The 18,433-nt window shown below is 51.3% G+C and carries 16 protein-coding genes; 14 read left to right on the top strand and 2 right to left on the bottom strand.

Annotated features, from left to right (window positions below; translation table 11 throughout):
* Positions 1-67: 67 nt before the first annotated feature.
* Positions 68-2,107 (bottom strand): sensor domain-containing protein, encoded by a 2,040-nt coding sequence (locus tag BIT28_RS04825; RefSeq protein WP_075762513.1) that lies wholly within the window; start codon positions 2,105-2,107, stop codon positions 68-70.
* A gap of 203 nt (positions 2,108-2,310) precedes the next feature.
* Between BIT28_RS04825 and ubiT the strand changes: the two genes are divergently transcribed.
* From ubiT to deoD, 13 genes are all read left to right on the top strand, one after another.
* Complete coding sequence (gene ubiT / locus BIT28_RS04820; protein WP_075762512.1) at positions 2,311-2,832, top strand: ubiquinone anaerobic biosynthesis accessory factor UbiT; 522 nt, start codon at positions 2,311-2,313, stop codon at positions 2,830-2,832.
* Positions 2,822-3,325 carry a GNAT family N-acetyltransferase gene (locus tag BIT28_RS04815; protein WP_075762511.1) on the top strand — a complete coding sequence of 168 codons (504 nt, stop codon included), beginning with the start codon at positions 2,822-2,824 and terminating at the stop codon, positions 3,323-3,325. Before ubiT ends, BIT28_RS04815 begins: the two co-directional genes overlap by 11 nt.
* A gap of 151 nt (positions 3,326-3,476) precedes the next feature.
* Positions 3,477-3,878, top strand: a complete 402-nt coding sequence (locus BIT28_RS04810; protein ID WP_075762510.1) for a DNA polymerase III subunit psi — start codon at positions 3,477-3,479, stop codon at positions 3,876-3,878.
* The gene (gene rimI / locus BIT28_RS04805; protein ID WP_075762509.1) at positions 3,868-4,314 is read left to right on the top strand and encodes a ribosomal protein S18-alanine N-acetyltransferase; all 447 of its coding nucleotides are present in this window, start codon (positions 3,868-3,870) and stop codon (positions 4,312-4,314) included. The genes BIT28_RS04810 and rimI overlap by 11 nt, the downstream gene beginning before the upstream one ends.
* A gap of 302 nt (positions 4,315-4,616) precedes the next feature.
* Entirely contained in the window at positions 4,617-6,197 is a 1,581-nt protein-coding gene (gene prfC, locus BIT28_RS04800; RefSeq protein ID WP_075762508.1) for a peptide chain release factor 3, read from the top strand.
* Positions 6,198-6,367: 170 nt separating this feature from the next.
* Positions 6,368-8,452 carry a glycogen debranching protein GlgX gene (gene glgX, locus BIT28_RS04795; RefSeq protein WP_075762507.1) on the top strand — a complete coding sequence of 695 codons (2,085 nt, stop codon included), beginning with the start codon at positions 6,368-6,370 and terminating at the stop codon, positions 8,450-8,452.
* 234 nt (positions 8,453-8,686) lie between these two features.
* A complete protein-coding gene (locus tag BIT28_RS04790) occupies positions 8,687-9,481 on the top strand; it encodes a TatD family hydrolase (RefSeq protein WP_075762506.1) in 795 nt (264 codons plus the stop codon).
* 216 nt (positions 9,482-9,697) lie between these two features.
* On the top strand, positions 9,698-10,951 hold the full coding sequence (locus tag BIT28_RS04785; RefSeq protein ID WP_075762505.1) for a NupC/NupG family nucleoside CNT transporter: 1,254 nt from the start codon (positions 9,698-9,700) through the stop codon (positions 10,949-10,951).
* Positions 10,952-11,463: 512 nt separating this feature from the next.
* Complete coding sequence (locus BIT28_RS04780; RefSeq protein WP_075762504.1) at positions 11,464-11,634, top strand: XapX domain-containing protein; 171 nt, start codon at positions 11,464-11,466, stop codon at positions 11,632-11,634.
* Between the two features lie 421 nt (positions 11,635-12,055).
* On the top strand, positions 12,056-12,829 hold the full coding sequence (deoC, locus tag BIT28_RS04770; protein ID WP_075762502.1) for a deoxyribose-phosphate aldolase: 774 nt from the start codon (positions 12,056-12,058) through the stop codon (positions 12,827-12,829).
* A gap of 198 nt (positions 12,830-13,027) precedes the next feature.
* Positions 13,028-14,359 (top strand): thymidine phosphorylase, encoded by a 1,332-nt coding sequence (gene deoA / locus BIT28_RS04765; protein WP_075762501.1) that lies wholly within the window; start codon positions 13,028-13,030, stop codon positions 14,357-14,359.
* Between the two features lie 10 nt (positions 14,360-14,369).
* Positions 14,370-15,590 (top strand): phosphopentomutase, encoded by a 1,221-nt coding sequence (gene deoB, locus BIT28_RS04760; RefSeq protein WP_075762500.1) that lies wholly within the window; start codon positions 14,370-14,372, stop codon positions 15,588-15,590.
* A 122-nt stretch (positions 15,591-15,712) separates the two neighbouring features.
* The gene (gene deoD / locus BIT28_RS04755) at positions 15,713-16,432 is read left to right on the top strand and encodes a purine-nucleoside phosphorylase (protein ID WP_075762499.1); all 720 of its coding nucleotides are present in this window, start codon (positions 15,713-15,715) and stop codon (positions 16,430-16,432) included.
* A 167-nt stretch (positions 16,433-16,599) separates the two neighbouring features.
* On the opposite strand, the gene BIT28_RS04750 is transcribed toward deoD, so the two are convergent.
* A complete protein-coding gene (locus tag BIT28_RS04750; RefSeq protein WP_075762498.1) occupies positions 16,600-17,214 on the bottom strand; it encodes a YtjB family periplasmic protein in 615 nt (204 codons plus the stop codon).
* A gap of 114 nt (positions 17,215-17,328) precedes the next feature.
* Between BIT28_RS04750 and serB the strand changes: the two genes are divergently transcribed.
* Entirely contained in the window at positions 17,329-18,294 is a 966-nt protein-coding gene (serB, locus tag BIT28_RS04745) for a phosphoserine phosphatase (protein WP_075762497.1), read from the top strand.
* The last annotated feature ends 139 nt before the right edge of the window (positions 18,295-18,433 follow it).

The following is an 18,433-nucleotide window of genomic DNA, read 5'->3' as shown; positions in this document are numbered from 1 at the left end:
TCAGGCAGGTTTTGTTGATTTAGGACAACTTTTTTCTCTAGCTTTTATAACTAGAAAGTGGTAGCGCTTAGTCCTTGTGGCGGCTGTGCTTGAGCAAAATGGCATCCAGCTCATTTTTGGGTAGCGGCTTGTAGAAATGGAACCCCTGGATATAGTCGCAATTGAGGTTCGACAGCAAGGTCGCCTGCTGACGGGTCTCGACCCCTTCTGCGACAATACTCATGCTTAGCGCCTTTCCGAGGTTGATAATGTTCTCGATGAGCGTGACCTGCTTGGGGATGGTTTCGATATCTTTGATAAATGCCCGGTCGATCTTCAGCTCGTCGAGCGGGAAGCGCGCCAGATAGGACAGGGAAGAGTAGCCGGTACCGAAGTCATCTATCGAGAGGGCAAAGCCCTGCTTCTTGATGGCATTGAGCATCTGGATAGTATGCTCGCCGTCGCTCATGACGGCACTTTCGGTAAGCTCGAATGTGATGTCGTTGGGGTTGACCCCGGTTGCCTTCTTTAGCTTCTCAACAAAGCTGATCAGGTTCGGGTTACCAAACTGCTGCGGTGACAGGTTGATGGCCACCCGTCCGGATAGCAGACCCTGCTGCTTCCATTTTCGTACCGTGGTGAAAACTTCCCTTATCACGACCTGGCCGAGCTGCTCAATCATGCCGGAGCGCTCCGCGACCGGGATAAACTGTGCCGGGCTGATATAGCCTTCTACCGGATGTTTCCAGCGCACCAGGGCTTCGGCACCGTCGATGGCATAGTCTTTGGCATTGACCTTTGGCTGGTACCAGACCTCCAGGCCATTTTGCTGCAGCGCTTTTTGCAACTCGATTTCCAGCCATAGTTGCATCCGGGCTTCTTTGTTCATTTCCTCGCTGAACTTGACCAGACGGTTGCGACCACGGTTCTTGGCCTCGTACATTGCGGTATCGGCATTTTGCAACAGAATACGGGCATCGTTACCGTCGCCCGGGTAGGTCACCATGCCTATCGAGCAGGCCAGATGCTTGCTGAAGTGGTGCAGGTCAAAGGGCTGGTTGATCAGGGCGATGATCTGCTGCGAAATCAACTCGCCGCTGCGGTCATGTTCGGGTTCCTGCAGGATGATGGCAAACTCGTCGCCGCTCAGGTGGCCGATAATGGCGGTATCCGGCAGCAGGCGGCGCAGGCGCTGGGAGATTTCCTGCAGTACTCGGTCTCCGATGTGGTGGCCAAGTGAATCATTGATATTTTTGAAGTTATCAAGATCAAGGTACAGCATCACCAGCGGGGATTCGTTGTTGATCAACTGCTCCAGCCGGCGGCTGAAGCCGTGGCGGTTATAAAGCCCGGTGAGCGGGTCGGTTTGGACAAGCAGTTCAACCTGGCCCTGTTGGACTGCTCGCTCGGAGGTGTCCTGCAGCAGAATGAGTTTTGCCGGGGCACCCAGCAGGGTGATGTCCGACGATGATACCTGCAGGGCCTTGTCGGTGCTGCAGCGAGGGCTGGTCTGGCACTTTCGCTGCTCGTTCTTGCCCAGCTGGTTGATCTGCTCGCCCAGAATGCGCTGGCTGCTACTATCTATCAGTAGCCGTCCCAGCTCTTCGCCGATGAGATCTCGCGGGGATTCAAAACCCAGCATATCGGCGGCGGTCTGGTTGGCCGAGATGATGATCTCTCCCTCGATCAGGCAACTGCCGTCGGTGATTAATTCATTGAGCTGGTTGAGCTGGTGCTCCAGTTCGGCCAGTGAATTGACCAGGACCTGGCGCTCCGAGGTATCGGCAGAGTGCAGCACGATATAGGGAATATCGCCAACCTGATCTTTGAGCGGAGCCAGGCTGAAATGCATGCTGGTATCATGACGGTTGTCATTCAGTACCACCTCGCCTTCGACGGATTCGCCATTGAATGCGCGCTCGTAATAGGGACGAAGGGAGTCATAGAATGCCTGACCCAGAATGTCTTTGTCGTTCTGGCCTACTAATTCTTCGCGCTCCAGCCCGCTAATCTCGCAATAGCGATTGTTGACGACCAGGTAGTTATGATCCGGATCTAGCACTGCAAACAGAAAAGGGCTGTTATCGGTCAGCAGCGGAAACCAGTAGTTGAGTTGCTCAGTCGGCATTGAAGGTGCGTATATCCGTATCCGTTGCCCTCCGGCAGGGAGGAGCCGTAAATTAAGTGCTATGTACTATAACCTGTGATAATGCCGTAATTCCAAACTTTGCGTTCAGAGAAGCGTTTTTTTTGACTCAAGGCATGAAAAGCTCCCCCATAATTGCCATACAATCAGTCAATAATTGCGACAGAGACAGGAATAATAAGACAGTGATTGCTCAACTACGAAAGCACATGGTGCAATACGGCCCGGCTCTGATCCGCGTGCCAGCCCAAATGACCCCGTTTGCCATTCAGAAAAAAGTGATGCTTGATGGTCTGGCGATGGTGTTTAAAGAAGCGCTGGAAGATGGTGATTTTGAGTTCCTGGAAGATCGCTGGCTAAAGGTTGAGGTCAGAGATCTTGGTCTGCGCTGGTATATCAGCTACCAGGATGAGCAGTTGGTCGTCTCGGAGCATGCTGAACAGGAAGATGTCAGTTTCAGCGGCGAATGTAATGACTTGGTATTAATTGCCGCGCGCAAGGAAGATCCTGATACACTCTTCTTCCAGCGTCGTCTTCGCATCGAAGGGGATACCGAGTTGGGACTGGAAGTGAAGAACTTGATGGACAGTATTGATCTTGAGCTGCTTCCGGCCCCGGTTAAATTTGTTTTGCAGCAGTCAGCAGACTTCATCCAGAAAGGGATGCAGGACATGGCGGCTGATAAAGAGGTCATTAATGCTCATTAGAACAGAAGCGCCGGCAGATATTCTTCCTATCGACAGTTTGCTGAAAGCCGTATTTGACACCGAGGCGGAAGCAAACCTGGTGATGAAGCTGCGTGAAAATGGTCACCGGACTCTGTCCTTGGTGGCATGCAGTGATGACGGCGAGTTGATTGGCCACCTGTTTTTCAGCCCGGTCACGGTTGATGGACAGGAAGGTAACTGGCAGGGGCTGGCACCGCTGGCCGTGAAGCCGGAACACCAGCGACAAGGTATTGGCCAGGCGCTGATGGAAGAGGCTAAGAGCATATTGGCTGAGCTGGGATACCCGGTGACTGTCGTGCTGGGCCACAGCGACTATTATCCGAAGGCTGGCTTTGTCAAAGCTTCTGAGCACGGGCTGCGCTGTAGCTGGTCGGTGCCGGATGAGGCGTTCATGGTGCTGGAGCTGGTTCCGGATTCTCTGGCCGGTATTACCGGGCTGGTGGAATACTGTGCGGAATTTTCCGAGCTCTGATCCCGACAGGTTCTGAGCCCGTCAAATACCACCTGCGGGTGGTATTTTTATTGGTCCTGAAAATATTCGGATACCGATGGCTCTATTTCGTCACATGATCTGGTAGGATCGCCTGCCGAAGTGATGCCACCAGACAGAAAATGGTAATACGATGAATCAGAGAGATATACAGGTATTGCAGGAGATGGGCCTGACTTACTGGCAGGTAAGGAAGCCGTCCTTTTTTCCTGATATGCAAGTACCTGTGATTGACCTTCCGGAGACTTGTAAGCTGCTGTTTGTCTGTTCCGAGGTGCTGGATGAGCATGACCGCTGGCTCTTTGGCCGGATCCTGAAGAGTATGAAGCTGGCTCCCGAGCAGGCGCTGTTACTTCCTCCTCAGGCGCTGGACCAGGTCCGTGAACATCATTTAACGTGGTGCTGGCTGGCCGGATGCCAGGCGGCGCACCCGGCAGGGTGTCAGTTGCTGACATCAGTATCACTGAAACAAATGCATACCAACCCAGCAAGCAAGAAAGCCTTATGGCAGCAGATTTGTTCTTATGACTCATAAAATTGTTCCCTTAGTCGCACACCATCTCGATGACGTCTGGCGTATCGAGCAGGCTGCTCATGCGTTTCCCTGGGCAGAATCGATGATCCGCAAAGCACCGGGCAAGATTGCCGCCAATTTTGTCCTTGAGATCGACGGGCAGACGGTTGGCTACTGTTTTGGCCAGAATGTGGCGGGCGAGGCGACGTTGCTCAACATTGCCGTTGATCCCGCCTGTCAGGGCAAGGGGTACGGCAAGATATTGCTGGAAGGCTTTATCGATCAGCTCTCGGCCATGAATGCCGAGGAAATCTGGCTTGAAGTCAGGGCCAGCAATGCCCGTGCCTACCAGTTATACGAGGCGGTCGGCTTCAATGAGATCAACCGCCGGATCGGCTACTACCCGGCTGAAACCGGACGCGAAGACGCCCTGATCATGACCTATCTGATCATGTAGCCGCTCTCGACGGGCCAGGTACTTGAATCAGCACCGTGTTACTGCTGTTTCTTTCTGCGGAGTTTGCGTATAATTCCGCCATCTTTCAGGCTCCACTAGTCAACGATCATGCTGCGTAGGATAGAGGCAAACATGTAATTCACTGTAATTAAATCACCCTTTGTTTCTGCCTTGCAGATGATGGAACCCGGCTGGGTCTCGCAGCGAGACTTGGTTCCGGTCTACTTATTTGGAGCCGGGTAGCTCACGCTTGATGGGCTACTGCTCGATTATTGAAATCTCTCACAGGATTATCAACGCTTATGTCTTTTTTAGCTGAAGTGAACAAACGTCGTACGTTTGCGATCATTTCTCACCCGGATGCGGGTAAAACCACGATTACCGAAAAAGTATTGTTATTCGGAAACGCGATCCAGAAAGCCGGTACGGTCAAGGGCCGTGGCTCTAACCAGCACGCCAAGTCAGACTGGATGGAAATGGAAAAAGAGCGTGGGATCTCGGTAACTACCTCGGTTATGCAGTTCCCGTACAACGATTGTCTGGTCAACCTGCTAGATACCCCGGGACACGAAGATTTCTCGGAAGATACCTACCGTACTCTAACCGCGGTCGACTCCTGCCTGATGGTGATCGATGCGGCCAAGGGTGTCGAGGATCGTACCCGCAAGCTGATGGAAGTTACCCGTCTGCGTGATACGCCGATCGTCACCTTCATGAACAAACTTGACCGTGATATCCGTGATCCGATGGAACTGCTGGATGAAGTGGAAACCGAGCTGAACATGGCCTGCGCGCCGGTATCATGGCCAATTGGCTGTGGTAAGGAGTTCAAGGGTGTTTACCATATTCACCGTGACGAGACGATTTTGTACTCGACGGGCCAGGGCCACACGATTCAGGATGCTCGCATCATCAAAGGCCTGGATAACCCTGAGCTGGACGTGGCGGTTGGTGACTCTCTGGCTGAGCAGTTGCGTGAAGAGCTGGAGCTGGTGATCGGTGCCTCGCACGAGTTCGACCGTGAGCTGTTCCTGAGCGGCGAGCTGACACCAGTCTTCTTCGGTACGGCACTGGGTAACTTTGGTGTTGACCATATGCTGGACGGCCTGACTGAATGGGCGCCGACGCCAATGCCACGTAAGGCCAACGAGCGTGACGTTGAAGCCAGCGAAGAGAAGTTCTCGGGCTTTGTCTTCAAAATTCAGGCGAACATGGATCCGAAACACCGTGACCGTATTGCCTTCATGCGTATCGTATCGGGTACCTACAGCCAGGGCATGAAGATGAACCATGTCCGTACCGGCAAGAACGTCAGCATCTCTGATGCGGTAACCTTCATGGCCGGTGACCGTTCACGTGCGGAAAAGGCCTATGCTGGTGACATTATCGGTTTGCATAACCATGGCACCATCCAGATCGGTGATACCTTTACCCAGGGTGAAAGCCTCAAGTTTGCCGGTATCCCGAACTTTGCTCCGGAACTGTTCCGTCGTATCCGCCTGAAAGATCCACTGAAGCAGAAGCAGCTGCTAAAAGGCCTGGTTCAGCTATCTGAAGAAGGTGCGGTGCAGGTGTTCCGTCCGCTGCAGAACAACGATCTGATCGTCGGTGCGGTTGGTGTGCTTCAGTTCGATGTGGTTGTTGCCCGCCTGAAGGCCGAATACAACGTTGAAGCTATCTATGAAAGCGTCAATGTTGCCACGGCACGCTGGGTAGAGTGCAACGATACCAAGACGCTGGAAGAGTTCAAGCGCAAGAACCAGACAAACCTGGCACTAGATGGTGGTGATAACCTAAGTTACATCGCGCCAACCATGGTGAACCTGAACTTGGCGAAAGAGCGCTTCCCTGACGTCGACTTCCGGGCGACTCGCGAGCACTAATCGCGCTTTCCGGGCGAGAGCCTGCCTACAATAGTCTAAGGCCGTCACAGTTGTGGCGGCTTTTTTTATCCTTTTCTGGCGAATCCGCCTCCCCTCTCTTTTATTCCCTTATTCTCGGTCTAGTATTCTTCCTGTTGCGTATTGAAAGAACAATGGAAGGAATGGGGACTATGGAATTTTCGACCGGCAGGGATATTTACTCATGGCCAGGGGAACCCTACCCGCTAGGTGCCACCATTAAAGAGCAGGGCGTGAACTTCAGCCTGTATTCCAAAGACGCAACCCAAGTGATATTGCACTTGTTCGACAGTCAGGATGCTACCGCGCCGTTTCTTTCATTTGAGCTTGATCCTGTTATGCACAAGCGGGGGCATTACTGGTTTTTGTTTGTTGCCAATATCGGTCACGGTCAGGTGTATGCCTTTCAGGTGGATGGTCCCTGGAAGCCTGAAGCAGGGCTTCGCTTCAACAAGGAAAAAATACTGATTGACCCCTACAGCCAGGCGATTAGCTTCGGGCGTCACTATTGTCGTGACAACGCCATTGGTCCCGGGCCGAATATGGCGAGCGGGATGAAAAGTGTTGTTGTTGATCAGCGGGCCTTTGACTGGCAAGGCACTCAGGCACCGCGCCATTCAATGACAGATACCGTGATCTACGAAATGCATGTCGGCGGATTTACCAAGCACCCGTCGTCGGGCGTCGACGAAGCCAGGCGGGGAACATTTGCCGGTGTTATCGATAAGATCCCCTACCTTAAGTCGCTCGGGGTGACGGCCGTTGAGCTGATGCCTATCCAGCAGTTTGATGTCGATGATGCGCCGCAGGGACGGCAAAATTACTGGGGCTATAGTCCGGTTAATTTCTTTGCCGTTCATGCCGGCTATAGCGTCGAGAAAGATCCGCTTGCCGCGATCACTGAATTTAAAACCCTGGTCAGGGAACTACACCGGGCCGATATTGAAGTGATCCTGGATGTCGTGTTCAACCATACGGCAGAAGGTGACGAGAGCGGCCCGACGTTTTGCTTCAAGGGGCTGCAGAACGGGGCGTATTATATTGTCGATAAGAAAAATGGCCAGTATGCCAATTACAGCGGCTGCGGCAATACCTGCAATGCCAACCACAGCGTTCTGCGGCGGATGATCATTGATGCCCTCCATTTCTGGGTAACCGAGATGCGGGTAGACGGTTTTCGCTTTGATCTGGCATCGGTACTGGCGCGAGATAGCCAGGGCCATCCGATGAGGGAGCCGCCCCTGTTATGGTCAATCGATTCGGATCCTATCCTGAGCAGTACCAAGATCTTTGCCGAAGCTTGGGATGCCGCCGGCCTGTATCAGGTCGGCTCATTCATTGGCGATCGCTGGAACGAGTGGAACGGTAAGTACCGTGATGATGTGCGGGCCTTCTGGCGCGGGGACAGTGGGAGTATCAGCCCGTTTGCCTCACGGATTCTGGGATCGCCCGATATCTACTGCAGTAACCGCCATTCGCCGCATCGCTCGGTCAATTTCATCTGTGCTCATGATGGTTTTACCCTCAATGACCTGGTCAGCTACAGCGAAAAGCATAACTGGGATAATGGCGAGGCCAACCGGGACGGTGACAACCATAACCTGTCGAACAACTATGGTGTGGAAGGGCCGACGGATATAGCCGAGGTCGAGGCACTGCGAAACCGCCAGTGTAAAAATATGCTGGCGACACTGCTGCTCTCACTGGGAACACCGATGATTTCGATGGGAGATGAAGTCCGGCGCACCCAGCAGGGTAATAACAACGCCTATTGCCAGGATAATGAAATCAGCTGGTTTGACTGGCGCCTGGTCGACACGCACGCCGATATGCTGCGGTTCGTGATGTTAATGAACCAGATCCGGCGCACCGAGCCGACCATTGAATGGAACATGCATATGTCGCTGAGCTCGGTGCTCGAGAATGTCGGGATCAACTGGCATGGACTTCAGCCGCACCAGCCTGACTGGTCTGAACATTCTCATTCGCTGGCAACAACCGTGATTCACCCTATCAGCGAGGATGAGCTATATGTCATCTGCAATGCCTACTGGGACCCGCTGGTGTTCACCTTGCCGGATGGTGGTGACAGGGACTGGCACCTGCTGGTCAACACCGCCGAGCCAAGCCCCCGTGATATTTATACTATCGAGCAGGCGCCGAGATATCGTGGCGATACTATTTTGGTCTCCGGGCGTAGTATGATAATCATGATTGCCAAATCAACCAGCCGGTAGGAGAGATTGATGCTGAAGTGGCTAAAACGAGGGATCGCCAAATATGACAGGTGGTGTGAGCGGTTGGGGTTGGTCCCGGAGAACCGCCGCAGCTGCGCACCTGTGCGTTATGATGATGACGATCCGAGAAACCCGTCTATGCGGAGACACTCTCGTCAAAGGCCGGACGACAAGCCGCCGCAGAGCACTGCATGCAGCTTGCAGAACGAGAAGACATAATGAGGGGCTTTTCCAATGCTCATTGACAGCCATTGTCATTTTGACTTTGAGCCTTTTGCCTCCGATCCTGCCTATTACCTAACGCTGGCGCGTCGTGCCGGGGTGGGGACCATCGTGATCCCCTCCGTCGGTGAGCGGAACTGGCAGGCGGTGAAATCTCTCAGTCAGCAGTTTGACGGTTTGTATTATGCACTGGGGCTACACCCGTTTTTTTCTCAGGAGCACAGCCAGCATGCAATGTCCTTGTTATCCAAACAACTGGCAGAAGTGGCCGGAACAGAGGAGAAGAAGGATCGCAAATGTGTCGCCGTGGGTGAGTGTGGGCTCGACTTTGCTATTGCGGGTGCCAATCGGGAGCGGCAGATAGAACTGCTGTCGGCACAACTGTTGCTGGCAAACCAATACCGCCTGCCTGTCATCCTCCATTGCCGGAAGGCCTTTCCCGAGCTAGTGAGTGTATTGAAGCGAACGCCGCTGATTGCGGGTGGGGTTTATCATGGTTTCAGTGGCAGCCTGCCGCAGGCAGAGCAATTAATCGATCTGGGTATCAAAATTGGTGTAGGTGGAACGATCACATATCGCCGTGCCAACAAAACCCGCAATACAATAGCTGCACTGCCGTTGGCAGCACTGATGCTAGAGACCGATGCGCCGGATATGCCTGTTGCCGGCTATCAGGGAGAGCCCAATCGTCCTGATCGGTTATTCAATATTATGCAATCACTTGTCGAGATCAGAGAGGAATCTGAAGCTGAAATAGCTTCAGCTACCAGCTTAACTGCGGCTGAACTTTTTCGGATATTGATGTGATCTAGATCTAAAAGAAAACGATTGCGCGAAACGGTTGCGTAAGTTGTGTTTTCGTTTGTGATTTATGTCACGTTTGTGATTAAACTTTCACTCTCTTTCCTTGGAAAGTGTGATGGCGGCATTACTTTATCCGCCGCTGCGTTAGTATAATGCGCCGGACTCTTAAAGAGCCAAATTGTCGAGACGCCAAACTTAACTAAAGGGATGCCATAAACTATGAGCCTGTTTATGAGCCTGGTTGGGATGTTAGTACTGCTAGCTCTAGCTGTTCTACTATCTGATAACCGTAAAGCTATTAATCTACGTACTGTTGGTGGCGCATTTGCCATCCAATTTTCATTAGGTGCATTTGTTCTGTATGTACCTTGGGGTAAAGATGTTCTTGGTGCTGCGAGTAGCGGTGTTCAGAGCGTCATTGATTTTGGTAACATCGGTATCGAATTCCTATTCGGTAGCCTAGTGAACTTCTCTGTTGAAGGTATTGGTTTTATCTTCGCATTTAAAGTTCTGCCAACAGTAATCTTCTTCTCAGCACTGATCAGTGTTCTTTACTACCTAGGCGTTATGCAGGTTGTAATCAACGTTCTTGGTGGTGGTCTGAAGAAGGTACTTGGAACCTCTAACGCAGAATCAATGTCTGCAACAGCTAACATTTTCGTTGGTCAGACTGAAGCGCCGCTAGTTGTGCGTCCGTTTGTACCAAAAATGACGCAGTCTGAGCTGTTTGCCGTAATGTGTGGTGGTCTAGCTTCGGTTGCTGGTGGTGTTCTTGCTGGTTATGCAGCAATGGGTGTACCTCTAGAGTACCTGATTGCAGCATCTTTCATGGCAGCACCTGGTGGTCTGTTGTTTGCTAAAATCATCAAGCCTGAAACAGACGAGCCTGTTGAGCAGCTTGGTGGTGACGAAGCTGAGGGCGACGACAAGCCTGCTAACGTAATTGATGCAGCTGCTGGCGGTGCGTCTGCTGGTATGCAACTGTCTCTAAATATCGGCGCAATGCTATTGGCATTCGTTGGTCTGATTGCTCTTATTAACGGTATGCTAGGTGGCATCGGTGGTTGGGTCGGCATGCCGGACCTAACTCTGGAACTGCTACTTGGTTACGCATTCCAGCCTCTAGCATTCCTAATCGGTGTTCCATGGGCTGATGCAAACATTGCTGGTTCTTTCATCGGTCAGAAACTGATCCTGAACGAATTCGTTGCTTACCTAAGCTACGTTCCTTACCTAGGCGATGCTGCTCCTGCAGTTATCTCTGAGAAGACAAAAGTAATTATCTCTTTTGCTCTATGTGGTTTTGCGAACCTATCTTCAGTAGCAATCCTACTAGGTGGTCTTGGTAGCATCGCGCCAAACCGTCGTCACGACATTGCACGCTTTGGTATGAAAGCTGTAGCGGCAGGTACATTATCTAACCTAATGTCTGCAACTATCGCTGGTCTGTTCTTCTCACTAAGCGCAATGTAATCACTGACTCGTTCAGCTGAATGATAAACGCCACGGTATAGCCGTGGCGTTTTTGTATCTGTCGGTTTCGATCTTCAATCCTCCCGTCTTTGCTCTTGCACAGTTTTGCTGGTTATCAGCCACTGCTTATTAATCACTGTTAACTGAGCCTCTACAGTTGAAATTAGAGTAACTATTTAGCCGCAATTCACTGCTTCTTCCTGCGACTTATTCAGGGCATCTCATGCGCCACTAACTGAATAATTATTTACCCAGACTGGTATGTTTTTTCGCGTTGTGTCACTGGTCCCTCGATACTTCTCCACGGATTCAAAATCCAGGGCTTCAGCCCCTCAATATTGATCAACAGATTCGGTAAAAACTTGTAACACGTTCACTCTTTGTATCATAAAATCGATTGCGCTCCGGTTTCTGTTACATTCCTTTGCTACCATCATTTTACGTTGCAAGCGACACCTCAGTATCTGCAGGCTACACTTTGTTTGTTTCTGTAAAACACAGAGAGAAACGTTATGAGTGAAGTCATACTAGCGCTGATAGCTGGGTTTATCGTCGGGGTGTTATTTTCCGCGATAAAGCTGCCGATACCGGCACCGCCGGTCCTCTCCGGAGTGATGGGAATTTTCGGGGTATACGCAGGGGGTATTGCTTATCAGTGGATTGTGGAACGTTTCTTTACTTAAATAGGATTTTTGAGTAATAACATATGTTTACAGGCTTTTCTTGCGGTAAACACATTATCCACCACTGGAAACACGACTTTGATGGTGAGGCGTACCGGAGCTTGGTATTATACGTGAGCACCATCATTAACTGACGATTGCTGTTACAGCGTTTCCCCGTCGTGATGGGAGTACTGTCACGGTTTGCTGGACGGCATAAAAATTTGCAAGGGCTCAGGTTTCCTGAGCTTCTTGCGCGGTGAAAAGGATATCAATCAGGTCGGCAATCTCGCATTGTTTCCCTGAGTCTTCAAGGAACCAAGTCCGCTCATCTAACTGTTCGCTGTAGGCGGGCCGTTTGACGGTATAGCAACAGATTGCCGTCAAGCGTATGGAACAGTTTCTATAAGCTTGGTAGAAAATAACTGGACTGGAGATAGTCATGAGCGATTTAAAAGCTGCTGCACTACGTGCACTTAAACTAATGGATCTTACCACTCTGAACGATGACGACACTGATGCAAAAGTGATCGAGTTGTGTAAGAACGCGAAAACACCTGTAGGCAACACAGCAGCTATCTGTATCTACCCACGTTTCATTCCTGTAGCGAAGAAGCAACTGCGTGAGCAAGGTACACCTGAAGTCCGTATTGCAACTGTTACAAACTTCCCACACGGTAACGACGACATCGCAATTGCAGTAGCAGAAACTAAAGCTGCTGTTGCTTACGGTGCGGACGAAGTTGACGTTGTATTCCCATACCGTGCCCTAATGGCGGGTAACGAAGAAGTGGGCTTCGAGCTGGTTAAGCAGTGTAAAGAAGCTTGTGGCGACATTCTGCTGAAAGTGATCATCGAAACTGGAGAGCTGAAAACAGAAGAGCTAATCAAGAAAGCATCTGAGCTGTCTATCAAAGCCGGTGCTGACTTCATCAAGACATCAACAGGTAAAGTGCCTGTTAACGCAACACCAGAATACGCTGAGATCATGCTAAACGTGATCAAAGAGATGGGCGTAGCGAAAACTGTTGGCTTCAAGCCTGCAGGTGGTGTTCGTACTGCTGAAGACGCACAGCAATACCTAGACATGGCTGACCGTATTCACGGTGCAGAGTGGGCTGACAACATGCACTACCGTTTTGGTGCATCTAGCCTGCTAGCTAACCTACTTCACACTCTAGGTGAAGGCGAAAAAGCTGCTGAAGGCGGCTACTAATCTAATCCCGTAAGGTGGCATTTATTGCCACCTTACTTTTTTTGCCTGTGACTATTTACTGTTTGGTTCTTGCCCGGCTGCGGCGCGAGCGGCACCTGTGCGGCTGAGAATCATACTGTGAGCCACTTTTTCCAATAAAAAGGGTTGCGCAAGGTAAATTGTCATCTGCCCTACATTATTATCTGACCGGGGAATACCATGTATTTACCACAAGAAATCATTAGAAAAAAACGCGACAACATCGAACTATCTGCAGACGAAATTAACTTCTTTATCCAGGGTGTTGCTAAAGACACTGTTTCTGAAGGCCAGATTGCTGCTTTTGCGATGGCAATCTACTTCAACGACATGACCATGAACGAGCGTGTAGCCCTAACATGTGCAATGCGTGATTCAGGCATGGTGATCAACTGGGATCATATGAATTTTGACGGTCCGATTGTTGATAAGCACTCTACCGGTGGTGTTGGTGATGTAACATCGCTAATGCTTGGTCCAATGGTGGCAGCATGCGGTGGTTATGTACCAATGATTTCTGGTCGTGGTCTGGGCCACACCGGCGGTACGCTGGACAAGCTAGAATCTATTCCTGGCTATAACATTACGCCGACCAATGAAGTATTTGGTCAGGTGACAAAAGATGCTGGCGTGGCAATTATCGGTCAGACTGGCGATTTGGCACCAGCGGACAAGCGTGTATATGCTACTCGCGATGTAACCGCAACTGTTGACAACATCTCGCTGATCACTGCATCAATCCTGTCTAAGAAACTGGCTGCCGGTCTTGGCTCGCTGGTTATGGACGTTAAAGTGGGTTCTGGCGCCTTCATGCCAACTTACGAAGCATCTGAAGAGCTGGCAAAATCGATTGTTGCTGTCGCAAACGGTGCGGGTACCAAGACGACCGCACTGCTAACCGACATGAACCAGGTACTGGCTTCTACTGCGGGTAACGCACTGGAAGTTCGTGAAGCCGTTCAGTTCCTGACCGGTGAATACCGTAACCCTCGCTTATTTGCCGTGACCATGGCATTGTGTGCCGAAATGCTTGTAAACAGTGGCTTGGCTACTGATTTGGAACAAGCGAACGCGAAACTGCAGGAAGTACTGGATAACGGTAAAGCCGCAGCGTGTTTCGGTAAGATGGTTGCAGGCCTTGGTGGTCCGGTTGACTTCATGGAAAACTACGACAACTACCTGGATAAAGCAGAAATCGTGAAACCTGTTTATGCTGAGAGCACAGGTTATGCATTCGCGATGGATACGCGTGGTCTGGGTATGGCTGTTGTGGGTATGGGTGGCGGTCGCCGCGTTGCATCCGACACTATCGACTATGCAGTGGGTCTGAGCGATATGATCGCACTGGGTACTGAAGTGAATGCTGATACCCCGCTAGCGGTTATCCATGCGCGTACTGAAGCGCAATGGGAAGAAGCGGCGAAGGCTGTTCGTGAGAACATCACGATTTCAGAGCAGAAACCTGAGCCTACTCCTGAGGTTTACCGTCGCGTTCGCCCTGAAGATGTTTAATGGAGTCAAAATGAAACGTTCAATTATTCTTGTACTCGATTCTTTCGGTGTCGGCGCAACAGAAGATGCTGTTGATTTCGGCGATGTAGGTTCGAACACCCTAGGCCATATTGCAGCGCAGTGTGCCCGTGGCGAGGCTGACAACGGCGACCGTAGCGGTCCGCTTAACCTGCCTAACCTAAACAAGCTGGGTCTGGGTAAGGCGTGTGAAGAGTCATCAGGTACTTTCCCTGAAGGTCTTGACGCGGCTGCTGAAATCACCGGCGCGTATGGCCATGCCAAAGAGCTGTCTTCAGGCAAGGACACGCCGTCAGGCCACTGGGAAATTGCCGGTGTACCTGTACTATTTGACTGGGGTTACTTCACTGATCACTCAAACAGCTTCCCGAAAGAGCTGACCGATCGCATTCTTGAGCGTGCCGGCCTGCCAGGTTTCCTGGGTAACTGCCACGCATCAGGTACTCAGGTTCTTGATGACCTGGGTGAAGAGCACATGAAGACAGGTATGCCTATCTTCTATACCTCTGCTGACTCTGTATTCCAGATTGCCTGTCACGAAGAGACATTCGGCCTGGATAACCTGATGGAGCTTTGCCAGATTGCTCGTGAAGAGCTGGAAGAGTACAACATCGGCCGAGTGATCGCGCGTCCGTTCATCGGTGCTGGCAAAGGTCAGTTCGAGCGTACCGGTAACCGCCGTGACCTTTCTGTCGAGCCGCCAGCAGCAACTGTACTGCAGAAGCTGGTTGACGAGAAAGGCGGTGACGTTGTTTCTATCGGTAAGATCTCTGATATCTATGCCGGCTGCGGTATCACTAAGAAAGTGAAGGCGACTGGTATTCCGGCACTGTTCGAGGCAACACTTGAGCAGATCAAGGAAGCGGGTGACAACACTATCGTATTTACCAACTTCGTTGACTTCGATTCAGCTTACGGCCACCGTCGTGACGTTGCAGGCTATGCGGCTGCACTGGAATACTTCGATAAGCGCCTGCCTGAGATCATTGAGCTGCTTCAGGAAGACGATGTATTGATCCTGACTGCCGACCACGGCTGTGATCCAACATGGGAAGGTACTGACCACACCCGTGAGCACATCCCTGTTCTTGTAACAGGTCCTAAAGTGAAAGCAGGTTCACTGGGTCGCCGCGAGACATTTGCCGATATCGGCCAGACCCTGGCTGAGTACTTCGGTACGTCGGACATGGAATACGGTAAGTCGTTCCTGTAACGCATATAACATATCCCTGCCGCTGTTTCGTTCTATAGTTGTTATAGTTCGAAACAGCAACCTAATACTAATGACAGCCGTTGGTTAGAATCGGGCCGACGGAGAAATGGAAGGAAATTTCGATGGCTACTCCACATATTAATGCAGAAATGGGTGATTTCGCAGACGTAGTTCTGATGCCGGGTGATCCGCTACGTGCCAAGTACATTGCTGAAACGTTCCTGGACGATGCAAAAGAAGTGTGTAACGTTCGTAACATGTACGGCTACACAGGTACGTACAAAGGCCGTAAGATCTCTGTAATGGGTCACGGTATGGGTATCCCTTCATGCTCAATCTACGCGACCGAGCTGGTTAAAGATTTCGGCGTGAAGAAAATCATCCGCGTTGGTAGCTGTGGTGCAGTACGTGACGATGTAAACCTGCGTGATGTTGTTATCGGTATGGGTGCATCTACTGACTCTAAAGTAAACCGTATCCGTTTCGGCGATCACGATTTCGCAGCACTGGCTGATTACGGTATGGTGCAAAACGCAGTAGAAGCGGCAAAAGCGAAGGGTATCGACGTTAAAGTGGGTAACATCTTCTCTGCAGACCTGTTCTACAACCCTGATTTCGATTTCTTCCAGACGATGAAGAAATACGGCATCGTTGGTGTTGAAATGGAAGCGGCTGGTATCTACGGCCTGGCAGCAGAGTTTGGTGCTAAAGCACTGACTATCTGTACGGTTTCAGACCACATCCTACGTGGTGAAGCAACGACATCTGAAGAGCGCCAGCTGACGTTCAACGACATGATGGAAATTGCACTGGAATCTGTTCTGCTAGGTGATGCTGAATAAGGTCTGTTTCGCAGAAGAGGCGAGGATTGCTGCGCTTCGTGTGCGCTTCGCTTCGAGAAGCTAGATTGAAAAAGGGCTTGCCGTGATGGCAAGCCCTTTTTTATGCTCGAACCTCGAACCTCGAACCTCGAACCTCGAACCTCGAACCTCGAACCTCGAACCTCGAGTTAATCCTTCGCATTTGACGTCAGCAGGAACGGGAAGTGCCAGATATCTTTGCGGCGGCCGAAGGTGAAGGCCAGCAGGAAGCCGATGAACAAGGCGGCCAGTATCAGTCCCCGAATGATATTGGTCATGTATTCAACCTGGCTGGCGGCATCTTCCAATAGCTTGCCGTGCTCCAGGGTAATACGGACAAAGCCAATCACCTGCTTGTCGGCCATCACCGGCTCGACAATTTGCTGGCGGCCAAAGCTGGCAACAGACAGCGGGGTCGAAATCCCCGTAACCTGCTCCAACGGCATCGCCTCTTCTGTTTTGGCGACAGCGATACCCTCCAGATCGTAGATGCTGGCATCAAGAATGAGTGGCTCCTCGGAGAGCTGCTGAACCAGCGCCTGAAGCTTGTCCTGATTGTTATCAAGAATATCTTTGGCTGCCGTCCCGGCGGCTTGCCGAACGATAATGCGTGACAGAGACTGGGTCTGCTCGCTGAGCGCCCGGTAGCTGCGGAGATTTAAGTCCGAGCCATATTCCAGCATGGTAACCAAGCCGCCCAGGCAAGCTATCAATACCAGGAGTTGCCATGTTCGCTGTAGTCGCGTTTTTTTCAGTATCATCATATCAACATATAGTGGAATCTAAGCCGAAATGCACGAATGCCATATTGGGGCTTGCCCTAATAAATTGCAATAGGGTACTTTGGTAGCAGTGGATTAATATGACCAAACTTAAACATGGATGTAGATAGCGTGCTAAAAGTTAAAAAACACACTTCGCTGCAACAGCGCTTCCCCAGCATAAATTCAGCCTCTAATCTGATAAGACAGCAAGCCGGCTTGCTGGTTTACGGGCGGCGAATAACGCCTGAGCTGCTGGCGGACATAGCGGCATATGTCGGTGATGATCTGGATGTGGTCGCCGCATGGAAGGTGGGATCGTATGATGCATTGCTGATCCGGGATGAGCTGTCGGCCTTGCTGGAACAGGCCTTGATCCACTTCCGGTTAGACTATGCCTCTACCAGCGATCTGCCGGATCTGTCCGAGCCCGGCCTTGTGGTGATGGATATGGACTCGACAGCCATTGAGATCGAATGTATCGATGAAATTGCCGTGCTGGCCGGGGTCGGGGAGCAAGTTGCCGAGGTGACAGAGCGAGCAATGCAGGGCGAGCTTGATTTTGAACAAAGCCTGCGTCAGCGAGTGGCAACACTGGCGGGGGCTGATGAATCGATTCTGGAATCCGTGCGCTCGACACTGCCGATGATGCCGGAGCTGCGCGAGCTGGTTGCAACCCTCCATCACTATGGCTGGAAAGTCGCTATTGCCTCGGGCGGGTTTACCTATTTCTCGGACTACCTCAAACAAGAGTTACAGCTTGTTCATGCCCAGTCGAATACGCTGGAAATTGTCGACGGCAAGTTGACCGGCAAGGTGCTGGGCGACGTGGTTGATGCGCAGGTCAAGGCTGATATTTTGCGCGAGTTGGCGGATCAGCACGAGATTGCCCTGCACAATACCGTTGCTGTCGGTGACGGTGCCAATGATCTTCTGATGCTCAAGGCGGCCGGACTGGGGATTGCCTATCATGCCAAGCCGAAAGTCGAGGCTGAGGCTCCCGCGGTGATCCGCCAAGCCGATTTGGGTGGGGTGATGTGTATTCTGTCTGCCTCACTGATGCCACAAGGGATCAGCTGGTAGACGGAAGGTACTCGTTTTTAGAGGTGAGTTTCTAGGAAGAGCTTAATTTCTTAGGTTGTTATTACATAGCCTTGGGCTAAAAGAAAGCGAGAGGCGTACACCTCTCGCTTTCTTATTGTATCTTCTACCTAGTACCTAG

The sequence above is a fragment of the Photobacterium proteolyticum genome (genome assembly GCF_001939735.1).
Classification (GTDB): Bacteria; Pseudomonadota; Gammaproteobacteria; order Enterobacterales; family Vibrionaceae; genus Photobacterium; species Photobacterium proteolyticum.
This window is presented reverse-complemented; position numbering and strand designations above follow the sequence as displayed.

Coding starts and splice junctions, on each gene's coding strand:
- rimI (WP_075762509.1), top strand. CDS start 3,868: ATGACTCATAAAATTGTTCCCTTAGTCGCACACCATCTCGATGACGTC.
- BIT28_RS04785 (WP_075762505.1), top strand. CDS start 9,698: ATGAGCCTGTTTATGAGCCTGGTTGGGATGTTAGTACTGCTAGCTCTA.
- BIT28_RS04750 (WP_075762498.1), bottom strand. CDS start 17,214: ATGATGATACTGAAAAAAACGCGACTACAGCGAACATGGCAACTCCTG.
- deoA (WP_075762501.1), top strand. CDS start 13,028: ATGTATTTACCACAAGAAATCATTAGAAAAAAACGCGACAACATCGAA.
- deoD (WP_075762499.1), top strand. CDS start 15,713: ATGGCTACTCCACATATTAATGCAGAAATGGGTGATTTCGCAGACGTA.
- BIT28_RS04790 (WP_075762506.1), top strand. CDS start 8,687: ATGCTCATTGACAGCCATTGTCATTTTGACTTTGAGCCTTTTGCCTCC.
- BIT28_RS04810 (WP_075762510.1), top strand. CDS start 3,477: ATGAATCAGAGAGATATACAGGTATTGCAGGAGATGGGCCTGACTTAC.
- serB (WP_075762497.1), top strand. CDS start 17,329: ATGGATGTAGATAGCGTGCTAAAAGTTAAAAAACACACTTCGCTGCAA.
- prfC (WP_075762508.1), top strand. CDS start 4,617: ATGTCTTTTTTAGCTGAAGTGAACAAACGTCGTACGTTTGCGATCATT.
- deoC (WP_075762502.1), top strand. CDS start 12,056: ATGAGCGATTTAAAAGCTGCTGCACTACGTGCACTTAAACTAATGGAT.
- BIT28_RS04780 (WP_075762504.1), top strand. CDS start 11,464: ATGAGTGAAGTCATACTAGCGCTGATAGCTGGGTTTATCGTCGGGGTG.
- glgX (WP_075762507.1), top strand. CDS start 6,368: ATGGAATTTTCGACCGGCAGGGATATTTACTCATGGCCAGGGGAACCC.
- deoB (WP_075762500.1), top strand. CDS start 14,370: ATGAAACGTTCAATTATTCTTGTACTCGATTCTTTCGGTGTCGGCGCA.
- BIT28_RS04815 (WP_075762511.1), top strand. CDS start 2,822: ATGCTCATTAGAACAGAAGCGCCGGCAGATATTCTTCCTATCGACAGT.
- BIT28_RS04825 (WP_075762513.1), bottom strand. CDS start 2,107: ATGCCGACTGAGCAACTCAACTACTGGTTTCCGCTGCTGACCGATAAC.